The organism is Halomonas sp. B23F22_3 (assembly GCF_043496965.1).
GTDB lineage: Bacteria > Pseudomonadota > Gammaproteobacteria > Pseudomonadales > Halomonadaceae > Halomonas.
Genome location: NZ_JBIEKG010000003.1, coordinates 133,066 through 153,384, shown reverse-complemented (window position 1 = coordinate 153,384; position 20,319 = coordinate 133,066). Strand labels below are relative to the sequence as shown.

Here is a 20,319-nt window from a genome sequence, read left to right as displayed (position 1 = left end):
GGCGATACCGCTGCGGCATACTGACCGCATTCAAACTCCGACTGGAAACTCGACGCCATGAGCGAACGCGCGCTGAAGATCGGCGTGGTGATGGATCCCATCGCCGACCTCACCTACAAGAAGGACACCAGCCTGGCCATGCTGTGGGCGGCCCAGGATCGTGGGGCCTCGCTTTACTACCTCGAGCAGGAGGATCTGTTCCTGCGCGAGGGGCGCGCCTTCGGTCGGCTGCGCGATCTTCGGGTGCACCGCGATCCCGCGCACTGGTACGACCTGGGCGAGCCCAAGGTGGGCCCCCTGGCCGAGCTCGACGTGATCCTGATGCGCAAGGATCCCCCGGTCGACGGCCACTTCCTCAACGCCGTCTACCTGCTGGGCTTCGCCGAGCGCGAAGGCGTGCTGGTGGTCAATCCCACCCAGGCGCTCCTGGAGTGCAACGAGAAGCTCTTCGCCCAGCAGTTCCCCCAGTGCTGCACCCCGACCCTGGTCTCCTGTGACGAGGCCGTGCTGCGCGACTTCCATGCCGAGCACGGCGACGTGATCTTCAAGCCGCTGGACGGCATGGGCGGCAGCGGGATCTTCCACGTGCGCCCCGAGGGCCGCAACCTCGGCGCCATCATCGAGCTGCTGAGCGAGCGCGGCCAGCGCCAGATCATGGCCCAGCGCTACATCCCCGAGATCAAGGACGGCGACACCCGCATCCTGCTGGTGGACGGCGAGCCGGTGCCCTATGGCCTCGCCCGGGTGCCGATGGCCGGCGAGACCCGTGGCAACCTGGCCGCCGGCGGCACCGGGGTCAGCCGCGAGCTCACCGCCCGCGACCACTGGCTGATCGAGCAGGTGCAGCCGGTGATCCGCGAGAAGGGCCTGATGTTCGTCGGCCTCGACGTGATCGGCGACTACATTACCGAGATCAACGTCACGAGCCCCACCTGCGTGCGCGAGATCGACGACCAGCGCGGCACCGACATCGCCGGCCTGCTGATGGACGCCATCGCGCGGCGCCTCGGCGAGCGGGGCTGACCCGGGAGGCCGGCGACCATGTCCAGCACCCTCAGCGATCCGATCCAGTATGCCCCGGTGACCCGGCCGCATCGGCACTGGCTGGCCTGGTCGCTGGCGCTGCTGCTGCATCTGGTGGTGATCGGGGTGGTGGCGAGCCGCCAGTTCGCCCCGGCCCCCGTGGAGCGGACCAGCGTCGACGTGGTGCTGGTGAGTCGCCCGGCCCCGGCACCCGTGGAGGCCGAGGCCATCGCCGAGGCCGATCAGCGCGCCGCCGGCTCGCCCCAGGCGCAGGCGCCGGCCGAGGCGCGCGCCGCGCCCATGGAGGCGCTGCCCGAGCGCCAGGCCGCCGAGCCCGAGGTGGACCCGGCCACGCCGGCCGCGCCCCAGCCGGCCGAGGCCCCCGCGCCCGAGCGCGCCCGCGAGGCGCCGGCCGCCGAGGCCTCCCGCGAGGCGCCATCGCCCCCCGAGCCCCGCGAGAGCGCCCCCCAGTCCGCCGAGCGCTCGGCGCCGCCCGCCGCCGCGGCCCCCTCGGCCTCGGGGCGCGACCTGCTCGCCCAGGCCACCGCCAGCATCCGCGACCAGGGCCTCTCGCCGGAGTACGCCGGCGAGCAGCCGGGCGAGGGGCGCCCGGCCGCCCAGCAGGCCGCCGAGGCGCGCTACATCGACGACTGGACCCGCCGGGTCGAGGACTACGGCAATCGCGTGCACCCGGCGCCGCGCGAGCTGGCCGGCCAGCTGCGCATCCGGGTGGTGATCGGCCGCGACGGTCAGGTTCGCCAGGCAGAGGTGATACAATCCTCGGGACACGCCGAACTCGACCAGGCGGCCCTGGACACGGTGCACGGTGCCGCCCCCTACCGGCCCTTCGACCGGGGCATGGGCAACCTGGACAGCCTGTCCATTACGCGGGTCTGGCGATTCGGCCAAGGCAATCATTACGGCGTGCAATAGGTCCGCCGGGGAGTCTCATGCAATCCGTGCAACACTTCGGCTTGAAACACCACTTCCTGCTGGCGATGCCGCACCTGGAAGACCCCAATTTCGCCGGCAGCCTCAGCTACCTCTGCGACCATGACGAGAACGGCACCATGGGCGTGATCGTCAATCGGCCCCTGGAGCTGACCCTGGACGCCCTGTTCGAGCAGCTGGAGCTGGGCGGCGACGAGAGCCCCCATCGCCAGGCGCCGGTCTACTACGGTGGCCCGACCCACAAGGATCGCGGCTTCATCCTGCACCGCGGCGACAGCGACGCCTGGGACTCCAGCATCCAGGTCGCCGAGGACATCGCCCTGACCACCTCCATGGACATCCTCCAGGCGCTGGCCGACGGCCGCGGCCCCGACGACTTCCTGGTCTGCCTGGGCTGCGCCGGCTGGGAGGCGGGCCAGCTCGAGAACGAGCTCAAGGAGAACGCCTGGCTGACCGTCGAGGGCCAGGCCGAGATCCTCTTCTCGGTGCCGCCGGAGCAGCGCCTGGGCGCCGCCGCGGGCATCCTCGGCATCGACCTGAACCTGATGACCCGCGAGGCGGGGCACTCCTGATGGCCGAGGCCGGCGCGCGCCTGATCCTGGCTTTCGACTTCGGCACCCGGCGCATCGGCGTGGCGGTGGGCAACGAGCTGCTGGGCAGCGCCCGGGAGCTTCCCCCGCTGCCGGCCCGGGACGGCATCCCCGACTGGGCCGAGGTGGCCCGCCTGGTGGACGAGTGGCGCCCGGACCTCTTCGTGGTGGGGCTGCCGCTCAACATGGACAACAGCGAGTCGGTGATGAGCACCCGGGCGCGCAAGTTCGGCAAGCGCCTCTACGGCCGCTTCGGCGTGCCCTGCGAGATGGTCGACGAGCGCGGCTCCACCCGCGAGGCCAAGGCGATCGCCCGGGAGGGCGGCCACCGCGGCAACTACCGCCAGGAGAGCGTCGACGGCATCGCCGCGGTGCTGATTCTGGAGGGCTGGTTCGCCCGCGCGGAGGGGCTGCCGCCGCGCTGAGCGTCTTTTCGTGCCGTCGAGACCACGACGCCCGGGCCATGGCCCGGGCGTCGGTCGTTGTGAGCGGGGACAGCAGCGCCGCCTAGAGGCGGGTGTCGTCGACGCCCACGGTCGGGGGCACGAACCAGGGCACGTCGCGCAGGTCGCGCTCGATGTGCTCCTCGACCTTGAGCAGGGTGGCGAAGATCGCCATGCGCACCGGGATGCCGTTGTCGGTCTGGCGGAAAATCGCGAGGCGCGGGTCGCCGTTGAGGTCGACGTCCAGATCGTTGGCCTCGGGCCGGCTGTCCCGGGGCAGCGGGTGCATGACGATGGTGGAGGCGTTGCAGCGGCTGTCGAGGAAGGCGCGGTCGACGGTGAAGTCCCGGGAGAGGTTGAAGCCCTCGCTCATCTCGGCGGTGAAGCGCTCCTTCTGGATGCGCGTGGTGTAGACCACGTCGACGTCGGAGAAGTCGCCGGCCAGGCTCTCGCGGACCTCCACGGTGAGCCCCTGGCGGCTGACGCGCTCGATCAGGTGGTGGGGCATCTCGAGTCCGGGCGGTGCCACCAGGGTGATGCGCATCGGCGCATAGCGCGCCAGCAGCCGGATCAGCGAGTGCACGGTGCGCCCGTACTTCAGGTCGCCGGTCATCAGCACGTGGGCGTCCTTCAGCGCCTTGCCCTGCTGGGTGAACTCCTTGTCGATGGTGTAGAAATCCAGCAGCGCCTGGCTCGGGTGCTCGCCGGGGCCGTCGCCGGCGTTGATCACCGGCACGTGGGTGGCGGCGGCGAACTCCGCCACCGAGCCCTGCTCCGGGTGGCGCATCACGATGGCGTCGCAGTAGCCGCTCATCACGCGGCTGGTGTCGTAGAGCGACTCGCCCTTGGCCATGGAGGAGAAGGTGAAGCCGGTGGTGTCGCAGACGCTGCCGCCGAGCCGCGAGAAGGCGGTGTGGAAGCTGACGCGGGTGCGGGTGCTGGCCTCGAAGAAGAGGTTGCCGAGTACCGCGCCCTCCAGCACCCGAGTGATCTTGCGCCGCTGGGCGACGGGTTCCAGGCGCGCGGCGACGCGCATCAGGTGGTCGATCTCGTCGCGGGAGAGGGAATCGATGGAGAGCAGGTGGGAGCTCATCGGCGCGGCCTCGGCTGGTGGCGGGTGGACGGGCGCTAGTGTAACGCCGTGCGGGCACGGCTTCAGCCTTCTCGACCGAGGCCCGGAACGCGCACGCCCGGCCGAAGCCGGGCGTGGTGGTCAGGCGTCAGGCGGCTACCAGGCCTCCGGTACCCGCCCGCCCAGTCGCGCGGTGATCTCGGCGGCGGTCTCGCGGACCAGCTGGCCGAGCTCGAGCAGCCGCGCCTCGGGAATCCGCGCCACCGGCCCGGAGACCGAGATGGCGGCCAGCGGGATGCCGTGCTCGTCGTGGATGCAGGCGGCCACGCAGTGCAGGCCGATGGCGTGCTCCTCGCGATCGCAGGCGAAGCCCTGGCGGCGGATCTCGGCCATGCCCTCGCGCAGCGACTCGGGCGTGTGGAGGGTGTTCTCGGTGACCCGCGCCAGGCCCCGCTCGTCGAGGATGCGCTCGAGCTCGTCCTCGGGCAGCCAGGCCATCAGGGCCTTGCCTACGCCGGAGGCATGCAGCGGCGCCCGGGAGCCGAGCCGGGTGATCATGCGCATCATCTGCGGCGACTCGCTCTGGGCCAGGAACACCGCCGTGCCATCGTCGCGCACGCCGAGGTTGGCGGTCTCGCCGGTCAGCGCCGTGAGGCGGCGCAGGAAGGGACGGCTGGTGCCGAGGAAGTCGCGCGCCTCGAGGAAGCTGTTGCCGATGCGGAAGGTCTTGACATCGATCTTCCAGACGCCGAGCTCGCTGTCCTGGGTGACGAACCCCTGGCTCTGCAGCGCCTGCAGCAGTCGGTGGGTGGTGGAGGGGGCGAAATCCGCCTCCTCGGCCAGCTCCGACAGGGCGAGGCCGCCGGGGCTCGCCGCCAGGAGCTCGAGCAGGTTGAGTCCGCGCACCAGCGACTGGCTGTGGCCGCTGGTGCTCTTGCCTGAACCGGCGGGACGTCCCGCTGTCCTGCGCTTGCCTTCGCTCACCCGATGTCTCCTGTCACGTGCGTTAACGGCCTAGGATACCGAGTCGGCGGGGCGATGTCGCGCTTCGGAAATGGTTTCCAACCTGGCCATGAGGCCGTGCGCTCAGCGGTGTCGCCAGCGGGGCGGACGCTTCTCGAGGAAGGCGTCGATTCCCTCGCCGACGTCCTCGGCCATCATGTTCCCCGCCATCACCTGACCGGCGAAGTCGTAGGCCTCGGCGAGCGGCATCTCCTGCTGGCGCGGGAACATGGCCTTGCCGGTGCGCACCGCCACCGAGCTCTTGGCGCAAATGCTGGCGGTCAGTTCCCCCAGTGCCTCATCGAGCGCCTCGTCGTCGGCGACCCGATTGACCAGTCCCCAGTCGAGGGCCCGGTCGGCATCGATGAATTCGCCGGTGAAGAGCATCTCCAGGGCCCGCTTGCGGCCGATATCGCGACTCAGCGCCACTGCGGGGGTGGAGCAAAACAGGCCGACCCCGATGCCGGAGACGGCGAAGCGGGCGCTGCGCGCCGCCACCGCCAGGTCGCAGCTGGCCACCAGCTGGCAGCCGGCGGCGGTGGCGACGCCCTGCACCCGGGCGATGACCGGCACCGGCAGGGCGACGATCGCCTGCATCAGCGCGCCGCAGCGGGCGAAGAGGTCGCGGTAGTAGGCCTCCTCGGACTGCTCGCGCATCTCGCGCAGGTCGTGGCCGGCACAGAAGGCGCGACCCCGGGCGGCGATGACCACGCAGCGCACCTCGCCGTCGTCGGCCAGCTCGCCGAGAGCCGCGGTCAGGGCCTCGAGCATCTCCTCGGAGAGGGCATTGAAGCGCTGGGGTCGGTTCAGGGTGAGGGTAGCCACGCCATCGGCATCGTGGCGCAGTACCGGGGCATCGTCCGCGTCTCGCATCGTCGCTCTCCTCGGGGCAAAGCCCCCAGCGTAACGCCCGGCGGGCCGTTCGCGTGAGGCCTACGACCAAAGGTGCCCTTCTGGACGACCGCCCCGCCAGGAGCGGTCGCGCGCCAGCGCCTTAGACGTCGTCGCGGAAGGCGCGATCCTGCCGGGGCAGCACCAGGTTGAGGAGGATGGCGCACAGCGCCCCGGGGATCAGGCCGGACTCGATGATCGCCTGGACGTTCTCGGCGAGGCCGGCGTAGAGGCCCTCCTGGGCCGGCAGGCCGATGGCCGCGGACAGCGAGACGCCGATGATCACCATGTTGCGCTTGTTGAAGTCGATGTGGGACAGCATCTTGATGCCGGCGCTGGCGATCATGCCGAACATGATCAGCACCGCGCCGCCCAGCACGGCGTTGGGGATGCTCGAGATCAGCCCGCCCAGCTTCGGCAGCAGACCGGCCAGCAGCAGGAAGCCGCCGCCGATGGCCACCACGAAGCGGCTGACCACCCCGGTCAGGGCCACCATGCCGACGTTCTGGCTGAAGCTGATCTGCGGGAAGGCGTTGAAGACGGCGGCGAAGACGCTGGCCAGGCCATCGGCCATGACGCCGCCGGAGAGCTCCCGGGGGGTCGGCTCGCGATCCATGCCGCCGGCGGTGGTGCCGACGATGTCGCCGATCGACTCGGCACAGGTCACGATCGCCAGCAGCACCACCGGCAGGATGGCGGCCAGATGGAACTCCAGGCCGATGGCCAGCGGCGTGGGCAGCGAGAGCCAGCCGGCGGAGGCGATCTGGCCGAAGTCCACCAGGCCGAAGGCCATGGCGGTCACGTAGCCCACGATCAGGCCCGCCAGGGGCGCCGTCTCGGACCAGATGCCGCGGCCGAACTGGTGCAGGCCGAGGGTGACCACCAGCACCAGGGCGGCCAGCAGCACGTTGTGCAGGGCGCCGAAGTCCTCGGCGCCGAAGCCGCCGCCGGCGTAGGCGAAGCCCACCGGCATCAACAGGGTGCCGAGCATGATCACGAAGGTGCCGGTGACCACCGGCGGGAAGAGGAAGCGCACCCAGGGCAGGAAGAGCCCCACCAGGGCCATGGCGATGCCCCCGCACAGCGCCGCGCCCAGCGCGGCCGGCAGGCCCATGCCCACGGCGATGGGGATCAGCACCGGCACGAAGCCGAAGCTGGTGCCCATGACGATGGGCAGGCGCGCCCCGATCGGCCCAAGCCCCAGCGACTGCACCAGGGTGGCGACGCCGGCCACGAACATCGCGGCCTGGATCATGAAGGCGGTCTGATCCGCCGGCAGGTCGGCGGCACCGGCGATGATGATGGGCACGGTGACGTTGCCCACGAACATCGCCAGCACGTGCTGCAACCCCAGCGGGATGGCGCGGCCGAGCGGCGGCATGGCATTGACGTCGTGGGTGGAGCGCACCTTCGGCGGGGTGCCCTCGGTGGTGGTGTCGGTCGTCGACATGGGTGGTTTCTCCTGTTGTCGTTGTTGAAACCTTGGGAACTGGCTTGTCGCGCTAGCGGGCGCGCCTCAGCGCCCGGGCGGCCTCGTCGTGGCGGGCCAGCAGGGCGTCGAGATCGAGGCCCTCCGGCCGGCCGTCGGTGACCCGCCACTGCCCGGCGACCATGACCCGGTCGGCCCGGTGGGCGCCACACAGCAGCAGGGCGGCGACGGGGTTCTCCGCGCCGGAGAAGCGCGGCTCGTCGAGCCGGAACAGCGCCAGGTCGGCCTGCTGGCCGGGGGCGAGGCCGCCGATGTCGCCGCGGCCGAGGCAGCCCGCGGAGCCGCGGGTGGCCCAGCGGATCACGTCGTCATGGGTCACCCGGCTCGGCGCGTAGCGCAGCCGACCGAGCAGCAGCGCCTGGCGCATCTCCTCGGCGAGGTTGGAGTGGTCGTTGGAGGCGGAGCCGTCCACCGCGAGGCCCACCGGACAGCCGGCGGCCTCCAGCTCCAGGGTGCGGCACAGGCCCGAGCCCAGCACCATGTTCGACGACGGGCAGTGGGCGATGCCGGTGCCGGCGGCGCCGAGGCGGGCCACCTCGTCATCGTTGAAGTGGATGCCGTGGGCCAGCCAGGTCCGATCGGAGAGCCAGCCGGTGGCCGCCAGGTAGTCCAGCGGGCGCATGCCGAACAGCCGCTCGCAGTAGGCGGTCTCGTCGGCGGTCTCGGCCAGGTGGGTGTGCAGGCGCACGTCCCGGGCCTCGGCCAGGCGGGCGCTCTCCTGCATCAGCTCGCGGCTCACCGAGAACGGCGAGCAGGGCGCCAGGGCGATGGTGGTCATGGCGCCGTCGCCGCGCTGGTGATAGGCGTCGATCAGCCGCGCGCTCTCGTCGAGGATGGTGCGCTCGTCCTGCACCACCGACTGGGGCGGCAGGCCGCCGTCGTCGCGGCCCACGCTCATCGAGCCGCGGGTCAGGGCGGCGCGCACGCCGAGTCGCCGGGCGGTCTCCACCTGGACGTCGATGGCGTGCTCCAGCGCCCCGGAGAAGACGTAGTGGTGGTCGGCGACGGTGGTGCACCCCGACAGCAGCAGCTCGACCATGGCCAGCTCGCTGGCGACTGCCAGCTGGTCCTCGGTGAGGTTCGCCCAGACGTCGTAGAGCGTCGTCAGCCAGGGGAAGAGTTCCTTGTTCAACGCCGGCGAGTAGGCGCGGGTCAGGGTCTGATAGAAGTGGTGATGGGTGTTGACCAGGCCCGGCAGCAGCACGTGATCCGAGGCGTCGAAGCTGGCCTCGATCGGCGTCTCGGGCGTGCCGCCCGCCGGGACCGCCTCGACGATGCGGTCGTCGTGGATCACCACCCCGCCGGCGGCGCGGGCATCGCTGCAGGCGCGGGGGTGTCGGATCCAGAGGGTCAGTGAGTTCGGGGCCATGTTGTCCTCCTGGAAGACCGCCGGCGGCGGTCCCTGTCGTGGACAAAGGGTTACCCAAGTCTCACCAGGAGCTGGAGCCTTGGTTCAGGTGCCTTTGCGCTAATGTGTACGATCCTGGGTCGCAATCGATCCAGGCATTGTGTACAAGATGCGAAGGGAGCGCGCCGGTGTCAAGACGGACGCTCAACGCTGTCCCCCGACCTCCAAGGCTCGCGCCCTCGCCGCGGCCTTGCGGCGTGTCAGGCGATCGCCGAACAGGTAGGCGCCCAGCGCCACCAGGATCAGCAGCGCGCCGGCGAGCATCGAGGCCGAGGGCTTTTCCTGGTTGAGGGTCATGCCGAGCCCCAGCGCCAGCACCGGCGTGATCAGGGTGACCAGGGCCACGGTGGCGGCGTGGAGCCGCGAAAGGATCAGGTAGTAGCAGAGAAAGCCGATCAGCGAGCCGAACACGGCCAGGTAGAGCACCGCCCCGCGACCGCGCTCGCTGAGCGGGATCGACAGCGGCTCGCCGCTGGCCAGCCACAGCGCCAGGAAGCAGGGAAGGCTCATGGCCAGGGCGCCGACGGTCTGCTCCAGGGGGCCGAGGCCGGCCGCCACGCGCTGCACGGCGATGCCGCTGCCGCTGAACAGCGTCACCGCCGCCAGCATCATCAGAAGCGCCCCCAGCTGGCCGCCGCCCAGGGTCAGGCTGTCGGCGAACACCACCCCGAGCCCGGCCAGGCCGAGGCCGCAGCCAAACCAGTGCCAGCCGCGCAGCCGCGTGGCGCCGGGCAGGGCCTGGAGGATCAGCCCCGAGACCAGCGGCGCCATGCCGAACATCACCGAGAGCATGCCCGAGGGCAGGTGCTGGGAGGCGTGATAGCTCAGCGCCATGGCCCCGAACACGCCGGGCACGGCCGCGGCGTAGCTCAGCCAGGCCCGGCGATCCAGGCGCGGTCGGTGGCGGCGCATCAGCAGGATGAGCGCGCCAACGACCAGCGCGATCAGCATGCGCAGCATCACGCTGCCGATCGGGGCGCCGCCCTCGGCGCTCCACTTGATGGCCAGCGGCGTGGTGGCCCACACCAGCACCACGATCAGGTAGGCCGGTCCGGTCGGCATGGCAGAATCCTCGAGCGAAGGGGGCGAACGGCAGGAAAAACATCGCCGCCCAAGCATTATCACCAAAAAAACCGCCGCGGCGATGACGCGGCGGCGATGGCGTGGCTCGAGTCTCGAGCGCGGGCCTCAGCCCTGGAAGCTGGACTCGGAGTAGAGTACCCGCACGCGCTTGGTGTGGCTTACCTGGCTCAGGGCGTCCAGGGCCTGGGCGCCGTAGTCCTGGTCGACATCGATGACCACGTAGCCGATGCGCTCGTTGGTCTGCAGGTACTGGCCGAGGATGTTGATGCCGTTCTCGGAGAGCACCCGGTTGATCTCGGAGAGCACGCCGGGCACGTTGTCGTGGATATGCAGCAGGCGGTGCTTGCCCGGGTGGGCCGGCAGGGCGACCTCGGGGAAGTTGACCGAGCTGACGGTGGTGCCGTTGTCGGAGTAGGTCACCAGCTTCTCGGAGACCTCGATGCCGATGTTCTCCTGGGCCTCGAGGGTGGACCCGCCGATGTGCGGGGTGAGGATGACGTTGGCCAGGCCGCGCAGCGGGCTGACGAACTCCTCGTCGTTGCCCTTGGGCTCCACCGGGAAGACGTCGATGGCGGCGCCGGAAAGGCGGCCGGCCTCGAGCGCCGCGGCCAGCGCCTCGATCACCACCACGCTGCCCCGGGAGGCATTGATCAGGATGCTGCCCGGCTTCATCAGCGCGATCTCGGCCTCGCCGATCATCCAGCGGGTGGAGGCGAGGTCCGGCACGTGCAGGCTGACCACGTCGGCGCGGGCCAGCAGCTCCTCGAGGCTGCCCACCTGGCGAGCGTTACCCATGGCCAGCTTGGTGACCACGTCGTAGTAGATGACGTCGAAGCCCAGCGATTCGGAGAGCACCGAGAGCTGCGAGCCGATGCTGCCGTAGCCGATGATCCCCAGGGTCTTGCCGCGCGCTTCGTGGGAGTTCTTGGCCGACTTCAGCCAGCCGCCCTGGTGGGCGCGGTGGCTCTTCTCGGGGATGCCGCGCAGCAGCATGATGGCCTCGGCCAGCACCAGCTCGGCCACCGAACGGGTGTTGGAGAAGGGGGCGTTGAACACCGGGATGCCGCGCAACAGGGCGGCGTCCAGGTCGACCTGGTTGGTGCCGATGCAGAAACAGCCCACCGCCACCAGCTTCTCGGCGGCATCGAAGACGCGCTCGTTGAGCTGGGTCCGCGAGCGGATGCCGATGAAGTGGACGTCGCGGATCTTCTCGATCAGCGAGGCCTCATCCAGCGAAGTCGGCAGGTGTTCGATGTTGGTGTAACCGGCATTGAGAAGATTGTCCACCGCACTCTGGTGGACGCCCTCGAGCAGCAGGATCTTGATCTTGCTCTTGTCCAGGGACGTTTTGGCCATGGTCGATTCAACCCCTTCGTCGGCGCGCGCCGCATGCATGTGTCATGAAGATGCTGATGAGCCTGGGGCCGGCCGGTCGCACTTCGCCCGGGGCAAGGCAGGCTCGAAACAGGGCCGTTATCCTACCACAGCCGGCATGAGCCGGGATGAAAATGCTGTGGGACGAGGATGAGCCGCCTGCATGTTGGCACCCCGCGGGCCGGGGCAGACGACCCCCCCGGGAGAGCGTGTATACTGTCGGCCCTAGGATCATCCACCGGCGAGTAGAGGCGATGGCGGAACACCATAGTCAAGGCAGGGACGGGGCCGGCGACGAGGCGGCGCCGGCCGACTTCGCCGCCACCGTCGAGCGGCTCGAGCAGCTCGTCGAGCGGCTGGAGTCCGGCGAGCTGTCGCTCGAGGGCTCGCTCGCGGCCTTCGAGCAGGGCGTGCGCCTGACCCGGGACGCCCAGCGTCGGCTCGACGAGGCCGAGCTTCGGGTGCGCACCCTCACCGAGGGTGAGGCGGGCGGCGTCGACCTCGCGCCCTTCGCGGCCCCGCCAGCGGAGGACGACGGTGAGCGCTGACGCACTGGTGGCCAGGCTGGCCGCGGACCGAGCCCGGGTCGATGCCCGTCTCGAGTCGCTGTTCAGCGAGCGGGTGGCGCCCGCGCCGCGCCTGGAGGCGGCGATGCGCCACGCCCTGCTGGTGGGCGGCAAGCGGCTGCGGCCGGTGCTGGTCTATACGGCCGGCCGGGCCCTGGGCGCCGCGGAGGACGACCTGGATGCCCCGGCCATGGCGCTGGAGCTGATCCACGCCTATTCGCTGGTGCATGACGACCTCCCGGCGATGGATGACGACGACCTGCGTCGCGGCCAGCCCACGGTGCATCGCGCCTATGACGAGGCCACCGCGATCCTCGCCGGCGACGCCCTCCAGGCACTGGCCTTCGAGGTGCTGGCGGAAAGTGCCCACCCGCGGGTCGGCGCCCTGGTCGCCGGCCTGGCCCGGGCCGCCGGTCGCGACGGCATGGTGGCCGGCCAGGCGCTGGATCTGGCCGCCGTGGGCGGACACCCGGAAGTGGCCGCGCTGGCGGCCATGCACGGTCACAAGACCGGCGCGCTGATCCGCGTGGCGGTCCGCCTCGGCGGCCTGATCGCGGTCGACGAGAGCGACGCGCGGCTGGCCGCCCTGGACGCCTATGCCGACGCCATCGGCCTGGCCTTCCAGATCCACGACGACGTCCTCGACGTGACCGGCGACACCGCGACCCTCGGCAAGATCTCCGGGGCCGATGCCGCCCGGGCCAAGCCGACCTATCCGAGCCTGCTGGGGCTCGAGGGCGCCCGGCGCCGGGCCCTCGACCTGGTCGAGACGGGCGTGGCGGCCCTGGCGCCGCTGGGCGAGGGCGCCGCGCCCCTGGCCGACCTGGCCCGCTACATGATCGAGCGTGACCACTGACACCACAGGCCCCACATGAAGCTGTTCGATGACATTCCCGTCGAGCGTCCGGCCACGCCGCTGCTCGACACCCTGGAGGCGCCGGCCGCCCTGCGCGCCATGAACGCCGGCCAGCTGGCCCAGGTGGCCGACGAGCTGCGCGCCTACCTGCTCTACAGCGTGGGCGTCTCCGGCGGCCACTTCGGCGCGGGCCTCGGCGTGGTGGAGCTCACCGTGGCCCTGCACCAGGCCCTGGAGACGCCCCACGACCGCCTGGTGTGGGACGTGGGCCACCAGGCCTATCCCCACAAGATCCTCACCGGCCGCCGCGAGGCGATGACCGGCATTCGCCAGTACGGCGGCCTGGCCGCCTTCCCGCGGCGCGCCGAGTCGGAGTTCGACACCTTCGGCGTCGGCCACTCCAGCACCTCGATCTCGGCGGCGCTCGGCATGGCGCTGGCCGCCCGCACCCGCGGTGAGTCGCGCCGGGTCTGCGCGGTGATCGGCGATGGCGCCCTGACCGCGGGCATGGCCTTCGAGGCCCTCGCCCACGCCGGCCACGTCGATGCCAACCTGCTGGTGGTGCTCAACGACAACGAGATGTCGATCTCCGAGAACGTCGGCGGCATGGCCAGCTACCTGGCGCGCATCCTCACCAGCAAGCCCTATACCAGCATGCGCGAGGGCGGCAAGAAGGTGCTCTCTCACCTGCCCGGCGCCCTGGAGCTGGCGCGGCGCACCGAGGAGCACATGAAGGGCATGATCAGCCCCGCCACGCTCTTCGAGGAGCTGGGCTTCAACTACATCGGGCCCATCGACGGCCACGACCTGCCGTTGCTGGTGGATACTCTGCGCAACATGCGCGACCTGGAGGGGCCGCAGTTCCTCCACGTGAAGACCCGCAAGGGCAAGGGTTTCCTGCCCGCCGAGGCCGACCCCATCGGCTACCATGCCATCACCAAGCTCGAGAAGAGCGAGCCGGGCAAGGGCGAGACCCCGCCGCCGCTCACGCCGGCTCCCCCATCTGGGCCCAAGCCCAAGAAGTACTGCAGCGTCTTCGGCGACTGGCTCTGCGACATGGCGGCGGTGGACGAGCGGCTGATCGGCATCACCCCGGCGATGCGCGAGGGCTCCGACCTGGTGCGCTTCTCGAAGGAGTACCCCGAGCGCTATTTCGACGTGGCCATCGCCGAGCAGCACGCGGTGACGCTGGCCGCGGGCATGGCCTGCGAGGCGATGAAGCCGGTAGTGGCGATCTACTCCACCTTCCTGCAGCGCGGCTACGACCAGCTGATCCACGACGTGGCGGTGCAGGAGCTCGACGTCACCTTCGCCATCGACCGTGCCGGTCTGGTCGGCGAGGACGGGCCGACCCACCACGGCAGCCTGGATCTCTCCTACCTGCGCTGCATCCCCGGGCTCGTGGTGCTGGCGCCGGCCGACGAGGCCGAGTGCCGGGCCATGCTCAGCGCCGCCTACCAACACCCCGGCCCGGCGGCGGTGCGCTATCCCCGCGGCACCGGCCCGGGCGTGCCCACCCCGCGCCATCTGGAACCCCTGGAGATCGGCCGGGCCGAGTGGCGGCGGCGCGGCGAGGCGCGGGTGGCACTGCTGGCCTTCGGAAGCCTCAACGGCCCGGCGGCGGAGGTGGCCGAGCGTCTCGACGCCACGCACCTCAACATGCGCTCGATCAAGCCGCTGGATCGCGACGCCGTCATGGCGGCCGCCGACGATCATGACCTGCTGGTGACCCTGGAGGAGAACGTGGTCGCCGGAGGCGCCGGCAGCGCCGTCAACGAGCTGCTGATGGCCGAGGGCGCCCGGGTCGAGGTGCTCAACCTCGGCCTGCCCGATGCCTTCGTCGAGCACGGCAAGCCCGCCGAGCTGCTCGCCGAGTGCGGCCTGGACGCCGACGGCATCGAGGCGTCGATCCGCGCCTGGCGCGGCTGATTCTTCCCCTTATACCTGCGAGGCGACGATGCTTTTTCTGACTCTGCTCGGTGCGTTACTGGGCTTCTGGATCGGCGGCCCCCTGGGGCTGCTGGTCGGCGCCGGCCTCGGCTACTGGCTGGTGCGGCGGCTGCGCAAGAGCGTGCTGGGCCGGCTGGCCGGCGCCCAGGCGCAGTTCCTCGACTCGACCTTCGCGGTGATGGGCTGCATGTGCAAGGCCGATGGCCGCGTCACCGAGGACGAACTGGAGGCCTCCCGGCGGCTGTGGGATCGCCTGCGGCTCAACGAGGCGCAGCGCGCCCAGGCGCGGGCCGCCTTCACCCGCGGCAAGGCCCCGGACTTCGACCTGGAGGCGGAGCTCGCCAAGGTGCGTCAGGTGGTCGGCCGTCAGCACGCCCTGCTGCAGGTGTTCCTGCAGGTGCAGCTCGCGGCGATCACCGCCGACGGGGAGCTGCACCCCGCCGAGCATGAGATGCTGCTGCGCGTGGCGAGGGGGCTGGGCTGCTCGGAGGCCGAGATCGCCCAGATCGAGGCGATGCTGCGCGGCGGCCCCCAGGGCGCCGCCGAGCACGGCGTCTCCCTGGAGGATGCCTATCGGGTGCTGGGGGTCGAGGCCGAGGCCAGCGATGCCGAGATCAAGAAGGCCTATCGTCGCCTGATGAGCGAGAACCATCCCGACAAGCTCGCGGCCAAGGGGCTCCCCGAGAGCATGCGCGAGATGGCCAAGGAGCGCACCAGCGAGATCGGCAACGCCTACGAGCGCATCCGCAAGGCGCGCGCGGCGGCCTGATACCGCGCTCGGGCGCCATCGACGCGAGCCCTGGCCATGACGCCCGGCCACGAAAAAGCCCCCGATCTCGGGGGCTTTTTTTCGTGCCGGGGGCTCGCGAGACGGCCGAGGCCCTTAGCTGGTGGCCTCGCGGGCCAGGCGGTAGGCGTCGCCGCTGGCGGCGAAGTCGGTCATGGCCTGCCGGGAGCGCAGCCGCAGGCGGGCCTGGGCCATGGCCTCGCTGCCGCCGTCGAGGCGCTCGAGGTCGACCGAGGCGTTCGCAGCATCGGAGCTGGACGTCTCGACGCTCGAGAGCGGCTCCTGGTTCAGCTGCAGGGCGCGCTCGGTGGCCGGGTCGGCCTGGGCGGCGAGCGGCAGGGCGGCAACCATCAGGGTGGCGGTCATCAGTGTGGTCTTCATGGCGAGTGCCTCGTCGTGTTGATGTATGACGAGCATATTAATAGCCAGCTAAATGTTAGGGTAGTTATTGTATTCGATGGGAGAGATTGAGCGGGCCTATCGATTAAGGGCTATCGGTGAAGGGTATCGGTGACGCACTACACATGACGCCCTCTGTCCGGCGAGCGGGGCCGGGAGGCGGTGAGTCGTTTACGAAGGGCGCTCGCCACGGTCGCGGCGGTGGGCTAGCGTGGGGGGACCGAGACATCGCAAGGAGTCGTTCGATGATCACCCTCTACGGGTTTCCCAACTCCCGCTCGCTGCGCGCGACCTGGACCCTGGAAGAGCTGGGCCTTTCGTATGCCTATCGCCACGTGGACCTGGGCCGCGGGGAAGGCCAGTCGGAGGCCTTCCTGGCGCGTCATCCCGACGGCAAGGTGCCGGTGCTGGTGGATGGCGAGCTGACGCTCTTCGAGTCGGCGGCGATCTGTCGCTACCTGGCGGAGCGCTATGGCGAGCCGGGCGGCCTGCTGCCGGCCAGCGTCGAGGAGCGGGCCCGGGTCGACCAGTGGCTCTTCTTCATCATCGGCGAGCTGGAGCAGCCGCTCTGGACCCAGGCCAAGCACAAGTTCGCGCTACCGGGCGAACAGCGCGTCCCGGCGGTGCTGCCGACCGCCGCCTGGGAGTTCCAGCGGGCGCTGGGGGCCCTGGGGCGATGCTTCGACGGCGAGGGCTGGCTGGTGGGGGAGCGCTTCACCCTGGCGGACCTGCTGCTGACCCACACCCTGACCTGGGCCGTGCAGTTCAAGATGCGTCTGCCGCCGGCGCTGGCCGCCTATCGTGAGCACGTCGCGGCGCGGCCGGCGCTGGCGCGGGCGGCGTCACGGGAGCGCAGCGCCGCCGAACCGGGCTGATGTCGGCTCGGGTCGGGTCGGATCAGGCCGCGAAGGGCAGCACGGCGGTGACCACCGCGAAGTAGTGGCAGGTGCTGCCGCCCATGACGAACAGGTGCCAGATCGCGTGGTTGAAGGGGATGGCGCTGACCGCATAGAAGACCACGCCCAGGGTGTAGGTGATGCCGCCGGCGACCAGCAGGGCGAGGCCGGTGGCGGAGAGGCTGGCCGCCAGGCTGTCGCCGGCCAGCACGATCAGCCAGCCCATCAGCAGGTAGATCGAGACCCGCAGCGCCTCGAAGCGATGCGGCCAGGCGAGCTTGCAGGCGATCCCCGCCAGGGCCAGCGACCAGACCGTGGCGAGCAGCGTCCAGCCCGTGGGGCCGCGCAGGTTGACCAGCAGGAAGGGCGTGTAGGTGCCGGCGATCAGCAGGTAGATCGCGCAGTGGTCCAGGTGCTGGAAGAGGCGCTTCAGGCGCGGGTGGCGCACGCCGTGATAGAGGGTGGAGGCGGTGTAGAGCAGCACCAGGCTGGTGCCGTAGAGGCTGATGCCGACGATCTTCCAGGGGTCGACGTGGGCGCCCAGGCTGGCCAGTACCAGCAGCACCACGAGCCCGGCGAGGCTCAGCGCGGCGCCGATGCCGTGGCTGATGCTGTGCAGCAGCTCCTCGAGGGCGCTGTAGGGGGGCTCGCCATGTGCGGGGGGATGCGTCATCGGGGCGCCTCCTCTCAGGCCACCACCCCGATGCCGGTCGGCGCGTCGCCGGCGCTCAGGGCTTGCGTTCGATGTCCACGTCGCTGGCCTGGGTGAAGTCGCCCAGCGCCATCATGTGGCCCAGCTTGCCCGCCTTGGTGGTCAGGTACTGTTCGTTGTGCGGATTTAGACCGGTGGTCAGCGGCACGCGTTCCCTCACCGTCACGCCGGCCTGGGTCAGGGCGTCGACCTTGCGCGGGTTGTTGGTCATCAGCCGCAGGGCCGTGATCTCCAGGTGGTCGAGCATCGGCACGCAGAGGTCGTAGCGGCGCAGGTCGGCGGCGAAGCCCAGCTGCTCGTTGGCCTCCACGGTGTCGGCGCCCGCGTCCTGCAGGCGGTAGGCGCGGATCTTGTTGAGCAGGCCGATGCCGCGCCCCTCCTGGCGCAGGTAGAGCAGCACCCCGCGCCCCTCCTCGGCGATGCGCTTGAGCGCTTCCTGCAGCTGGTAGCCACAGTCGCAGCGCATCGAGAAGAGCGCATCGCCGGTCAGGCACTCCGAGTGGACCCGGCCCAGCACCGGTTCGCCGTCGGCCACGTCGCCCAGGGTCAGGGCGATGTGATCCTTGCCGGTGGCCTCGTCCTCGAAGCCGTGCATGGTGAAGGTGGCCCAGGGAGTGGGCAGCCGGGAGGCGGCGATGAATCGAATCGTCACGATGTACCTCGGTGGATGACCACGGCGTTGCCGACGAGTGAACGACCATTCTATCAGGAAGGCCGGGCGGGCTCACCGTGTGCATCACGGGGCTCATCCCCGGCGCCTTCGATGGGGTACAATGGCGCCCACATTTTCCGTGGACGAGCGCCCGCATGGAACTCAAGAACGACCGCTTTCTGCGCGCCCTGGCGCGTCAACCCGTCGACCGCACCCCGGTCTGGATGATGCGTCAGGCCGGCCGCTACCTGCCGGAGTATCGTGAGGTGCGGGCCCAGGCCGGCAGCTTCATGGATCTCTGCCGCAACCAGGAGCTGGCCTGCGAGGTCACCCTGCAGCCCCTGGAGCGCTATCCGCTGGACGCGGCCATCCTCTTCTCGGACATCCTCACCATCCCCGATGCCATGGGGCTGGGGCTCTACTTCGAGACCGGCGAGGGGCCGAAATTCCGCAAGCCGGTACGCACCGCGGCCGAGGTGGATGCCCTGGCGGTGCCGGATGCCGAGCGCGACCTCGACTACGTGATGCGGGCCGTCTCGACCATCCGTCGTGAGCTCAACGGCCGGGTGCCGCTGATCGGCTTCTCCGGCAGTCCCTGGACGCTGGCGACCTACATGGTGGAGGGCGCCTCCAGCAAGGACTTCCGCCACGTCAAGACGATGCTCTACGACGCACCGGACGCCATGCACCGGCTGCTCGACAAGCTGGCCCACGCGGTCACCGACTACCTCAATGCCCAGATCCGCGCCGGTGCCCAGGCGGTACAGATCTTCGATACCTGGGGCGGGGCGCTGTCGACGCCGGCCTACCTGGAGTTCTCGCTGCGCTACATGGAGCAGATCGTGGCCGGCCTGATCCGCGAGCATGAGGGCCGCCGGGTGCCGGTGATCCTGTTCACCAAGAACGGCGGACAGTGGCTCGAGGACATCGCGGCGGCGGGCTCCGACGCCGTGGGCCTGGACTGGACCACCGAGCTCTCCTCCGCCCGGGCGCGGGTCGGTCATCGCGTCGCCCTGCAGGGCAACCTCGATCCCAACGTGCTGTTCGCCCGTCCCTCGGCGATTCGCGCCGAGGTGGCGCGGACCCTCGATAGCTTCGGCCACGGCCCCGGCCACATCTTCAACCTGGGTCACGGCATCAACCAGTTCACCGACCCGGACCACGTCACGGCCTTCATGGAGGCCCTGCACGACCTGAGCCCGGCCTACCACCGTCAGATCGCCCAGGACTGAGGCGGCGGTGGCGCCGGGAGTGACGAAAGGCACGGCGACATGGCGCCGCCTGTGGGCGGTGCTGGCCGTGCTGGCGGCCCTGGTGATCGCCTGGGGCAGCCTGACCCCGGGGAGTGAGCTGCCCGGGTCGCTGCCCTGGGACAAGGCCAGCCACTTCATCGGCTATGCCGGTCTGACGGGCCTGATCGGGCTCGCGGGGGTGCGCCTGCCATGGGCCCTGCTGATCAGCGTGCTCTATGGCGCGGCCATCGAGGTCGCCCAGATCCCCGTGCCGGGTCGCCTCGGTGGCGACCTGCAGGACATCCTCGCCAACGCCCTGGGGGCGGCCTGCGCGGTGGCCGGGCTCAAGGCCCTGCGCCACCTGCGAGGGTACCGCGCGGCCGAGGGGTGAGCGCGCGGCGCCGTGTTCGGCCCCGGCCTGGGCGCCCGCCTAGAGCCGCGGCTCGTTGACCGCCGCCGGTTCCGGCGCGCCGGGTCGATTCAGGTCCAGGGTGGGCTCGTCGGTGGCGCGGGCCGGCGCCCGGCGCTCGGCGGGGCGCACCACCCGAGGGCTGCCCACGACGCTCTCTTCCTCATCGTCGGCACCGCGCCGCGCCGCACTGGTCCAGGCGTGGGCCTCGTCATGCACCGCCGGGCGCCGTTCAAAGGAGCGGGTGACCACGGCGGCCGGGGCGAAGCCGGGACGCTGCGCCATCAGGTGGTGGGGCAGCAGGGCGAGCTCGGCCACCAGGCGCAGGGCCACGGCGGCCAGCAGCCAGACCCCGCCGCCCAGTGCCAGGGGTAGCCAGTCGCGGGGCGCCGCGTCGCTCGGCATGAGCCACGGGGCGTGCGGGGCCAGCCACAGGGCGGCACCGGCCAACAGGCCGAGCTGCAGCAGCAGGTGGCAGGTCAGCACGGTGGCGCGAGCCAACGGCCGGCGGGGAAACAGGAACTGTCGCATGGG

General features: G+C 70.8%; 22 protein-coding genes. 11 read left to right on the top strand and 11 right to left on the bottom strand.

Translation table 11 applies throughout. The features are described from left to right. Window positions 1-57: 57 nt before the first annotated feature. The 4 genes from gshB to ruvX are packed head-to-tail and all read left to right on the top strand — an operon-like array spanning window position 58 to window position 2,989. Window positions 58-1,023 (top strand): glutathione synthase, encoded by a 966-nt coding sequence (gshB, locus tag ACGTNG_RS07150; protein ID WP_394576327.1) that lies wholly within the window; start codon window positions 58-60, stop codon window positions 1,021-1,023. Between the two features lie 18 nt (window positions 1,024-1,041). Next, on the top strand, window positions 1,042-1,956 hold the full coding sequence (locus ACGTNG_RS07145) for an energy transducer TonB (RefSeq protein ID WP_394576326.1): 915 nt from the start codon (window positions 1,042-1,044) through the stop codon (window positions 1,954-1,956). Between the two features lie 17 nt (window positions 1,957-1,973). Then, on the top strand, window positions 1,974-2,546 hold the full coding sequence (locus tag ACGTNG_RS07140; protein WP_394576325.1) for a YqgE/AlgH family protein: 573 nt from the start codon (window positions 1,974-1,976) through the stop codon (window positions 2,544-2,546). Continuing rightward, window positions 2,546-2,989, top strand: coding sequence for a Holliday junction resolvase RuvX (gene ruvX / locus ACGTNG_RS07135; RefSeq protein ID WP_394576324.1), 444 nt, complete (start codon window positions 2,546-2,548; stop codon window positions 2,987-2,989). Before ACGTNG_RS07140 ends, ruvX begins: the two co-directional genes overlap by 1 nt. 82 nt (window positions 2,990-3,071) lie before the next feature. On the opposite strand, the gene pyrB is transcribed toward ruvX, so the two are convergent. The 7 genes from pyrB to serA form a co-directional block, all read right to left on the bottom strand. Further along, on the bottom strand, window positions 3,072-4,100 hold the full coding sequence (gene pyrB / locus ACGTNG_RS07130) for an aspartate carbamoyltransferase (RefSeq protein ID WP_394576323.1): 1,029 nt from the start codon (window positions 4,098-4,100) through the stop codon (window positions 3,072-3,074). A 135-nt stretch (window positions 4,101-4,235) separates the two neighbouring features. Continuing rightward, window positions 4,236-5,063 carry an IclR family transcriptional regulator domain-containing protein gene (locus ACGTNG_RS07125; RefSeq protein ID WP_394576322.1) on the bottom strand — a complete coding sequence of 276 codons (828 nt, stop codon included), beginning with the start codon at window positions 5,061-5,063 and terminating at the stop codon, window positions 4,236-4,238. Between the two features lie 102 nt (window positions 5,064-5,165). Further along, entirely contained in the window at window positions 5,166-5,954 is a 789-nt protein-coding gene (locus ACGTNG_RS07120) for an enoyl-CoA hydratase (protein WP_394576321.1), read from the bottom strand. Between the two features lie 121 nt (window positions 5,955-6,075). Beyond that, on the bottom strand, window positions 6,076-7,422 hold the full coding sequence (locus tag ACGTNG_RS07115; RefSeq protein WP_394576320.1) for a uracil-xanthine permease family protein: 1,347 nt from the start codon (window positions 7,420-7,422) through the stop codon (window positions 6,076-6,078). A gap of 52 nt (window positions 7,423-7,474) precedes the next feature. Continuing rightward, complete coding sequence (locus ACGTNG_RS07110; RefSeq protein WP_394576319.1) at window positions 7,475-8,830, bottom strand: 8-oxoguanine deaminase; 1,356 nt, start codon at window positions 8,828-8,830, stop codon at window positions 7,475-7,477. 183 nt (window positions 8,831-9,013) lie between these two features. Further along, window positions 9,014-9,931, bottom strand: a complete 918-nt coding sequence (locus ACGTNG_RS07105) for a DMT family transporter (protein ID WP_394576318.1) — start codon at window positions 9,929-9,931, stop codon at window positions 9,014-9,016. 126 nt (window positions 9,932-10,057) lie between these two features. After that, complete coding sequence (serA, locus tag ACGTNG_RS07100) at window positions 10,058-11,308, bottom strand: phosphoglycerate dehydrogenase (protein ID WP_394576317.1); 1,251 nt, start codon at window positions 11,306-11,308, stop codon at window positions 10,058-10,060. A 272-nt stretch (window positions 11,309-11,580) separates the two neighbouring features. On the opposite strand from serA, the gene ACGTNG_RS07095 reads away from it, so the two are divergent. From ACGTNG_RS07095 to djlA, 4 genes are read left to right on the top strand one after another with little or no spacing between them, the layout of a single operon-like run. Then, window positions 11,581-11,874, top strand: coding sequence for an exodeoxyribonuclease VII small subunit (locus tag ACGTNG_RS07095; RefSeq protein WP_394576316.1), 294 nt, complete (start codon window positions 11,581-11,583; stop codon window positions 11,872-11,874). Continuing rightward, on the top strand, window positions 11,864-12,748 hold the full coding sequence (locus tag ACGTNG_RS07090) for a farnesyl diphosphate synthase (protein ID WP_394576315.1): 885 nt from the start codon (window positions 11,864-11,866) through the stop codon (window positions 12,746-12,748). Before ACGTNG_RS07095 ends, ACGTNG_RS07090 begins: the two co-directional genes overlap by 11 nt. Window positions 12,749-12,763: 15 nt before the next feature. Further along, window positions 12,764-14,677 (top strand): 1-deoxy-D-xylulose-5-phosphate synthase, encoded by a 1,914-nt coding sequence (dxs, locus tag ACGTNG_RS07085; protein WP_394576314.1) that lies wholly within the window; start codon window positions 12,764-12,766, stop codon window positions 14,675-14,677. Between the two features lie 28 nt (window positions 14,678-14,705). Continuing rightward, entirely contained in the window at window positions 14,706-15,467 is a 762-nt protein-coding gene (gene djlA, locus ACGTNG_RS07080; protein WP_394576313.1) for a co-chaperone DjlA, read from the top strand. 114 nt (window positions 15,468-15,581) lie between these two features. Here djlA and ACGTNG_RS07075 read toward each other — a convergent pair whose 3' ends face one another. Beyond that, complete coding sequence (locus tag ACGTNG_RS07075) at window positions 15,582-15,866, bottom strand: hypothetical protein (RefSeq protein WP_394576312.1); 285 nt, start codon at window positions 15,864-15,866, stop codon at window positions 15,582-15,584. Between the two features lie 263 nt (window positions 15,867-16,129). Between ACGTNG_RS07075 and ACGTNG_RS07070 the strand changes: the two genes are divergently transcribed. Next, on the top strand, window positions 16,130-16,759 hold the full coding sequence (locus ACGTNG_RS07070) for a glutathione S-transferase family protein (protein ID WP_394576311.1): 630 nt from the start codon (window positions 16,130-16,132) through the stop codon (window positions 16,757-16,759). Window positions 16,760-16,781: 22 nt separating this feature from the next. Here the strand turns inward: ACGTNG_RS07070 and trhA are convergent, their stop codons facing one another. Together trhA and ribA are read right to left on the bottom strand one after the other, a co-directional pair. After that, window positions 16,782-17,453, bottom strand: a complete 672-nt coding sequence (gene trhA / locus ACGTNG_RS07065) for a PAQR family membrane homeostasis protein TrhA (protein WP_394576310.1) — start codon at window positions 17,451-17,453, stop codon at window positions 16,782-16,784. 55 nt (window positions 17,454-17,508) lie between these two features. Continuing rightward, complete coding sequence (ribA, locus tag ACGTNG_RS07060; RefSeq protein ID WP_394576309.1) at window positions 17,509-18,144, bottom strand: GTP cyclohydrolase II; 636 nt, start codon at window positions 18,142-18,144, stop codon at window positions 17,509-17,511. A gap of 155 nt (window positions 18,145-18,299) precedes the next feature. Between ribA and hemE the strand changes: the two genes are divergently transcribed. Both hemE and ACGTNG_RS07050 read left to right on the top strand, forming a co-directional pair. Next, window positions 18,300-19,376, top strand: coding sequence for a uroporphyrinogen decarboxylase (hemE, locus tag ACGTNG_RS07055; RefSeq protein WP_394576307.1), 1,077 nt, complete (start codon window positions 18,300-18,302; stop codon window positions 19,374-19,376). 19 nt (window positions 19,377-19,395) lie between these two features. Then, window positions 19,396-19,767: a VanZ family protein gene (locus tag ACGTNG_RS07050; protein ID WP_394576306.1), complete on the top strand. Its 372-nt coding sequence runs from the start codon at window positions 19,396-19,398 to the stop codon at window positions 19,765-19,767. 39 nt (window positions 19,768-19,806) lie between these two features. On the opposite strand, the gene ACGTNG_RS07045 is transcribed toward ACGTNG_RS07050, so the two are convergent. Next, complete coding sequence (locus tag ACGTNG_RS07045; protein ID WP_394576305.1) at window positions 19,807-20,316, bottom strand: hypothetical protein; 510 nt, start codon at window positions 20,314-20,316, stop codon at window positions 19,807-19,809. Between the last annotated feature and the right edge of the window lie 3 nt (window positions 20,317-20,319).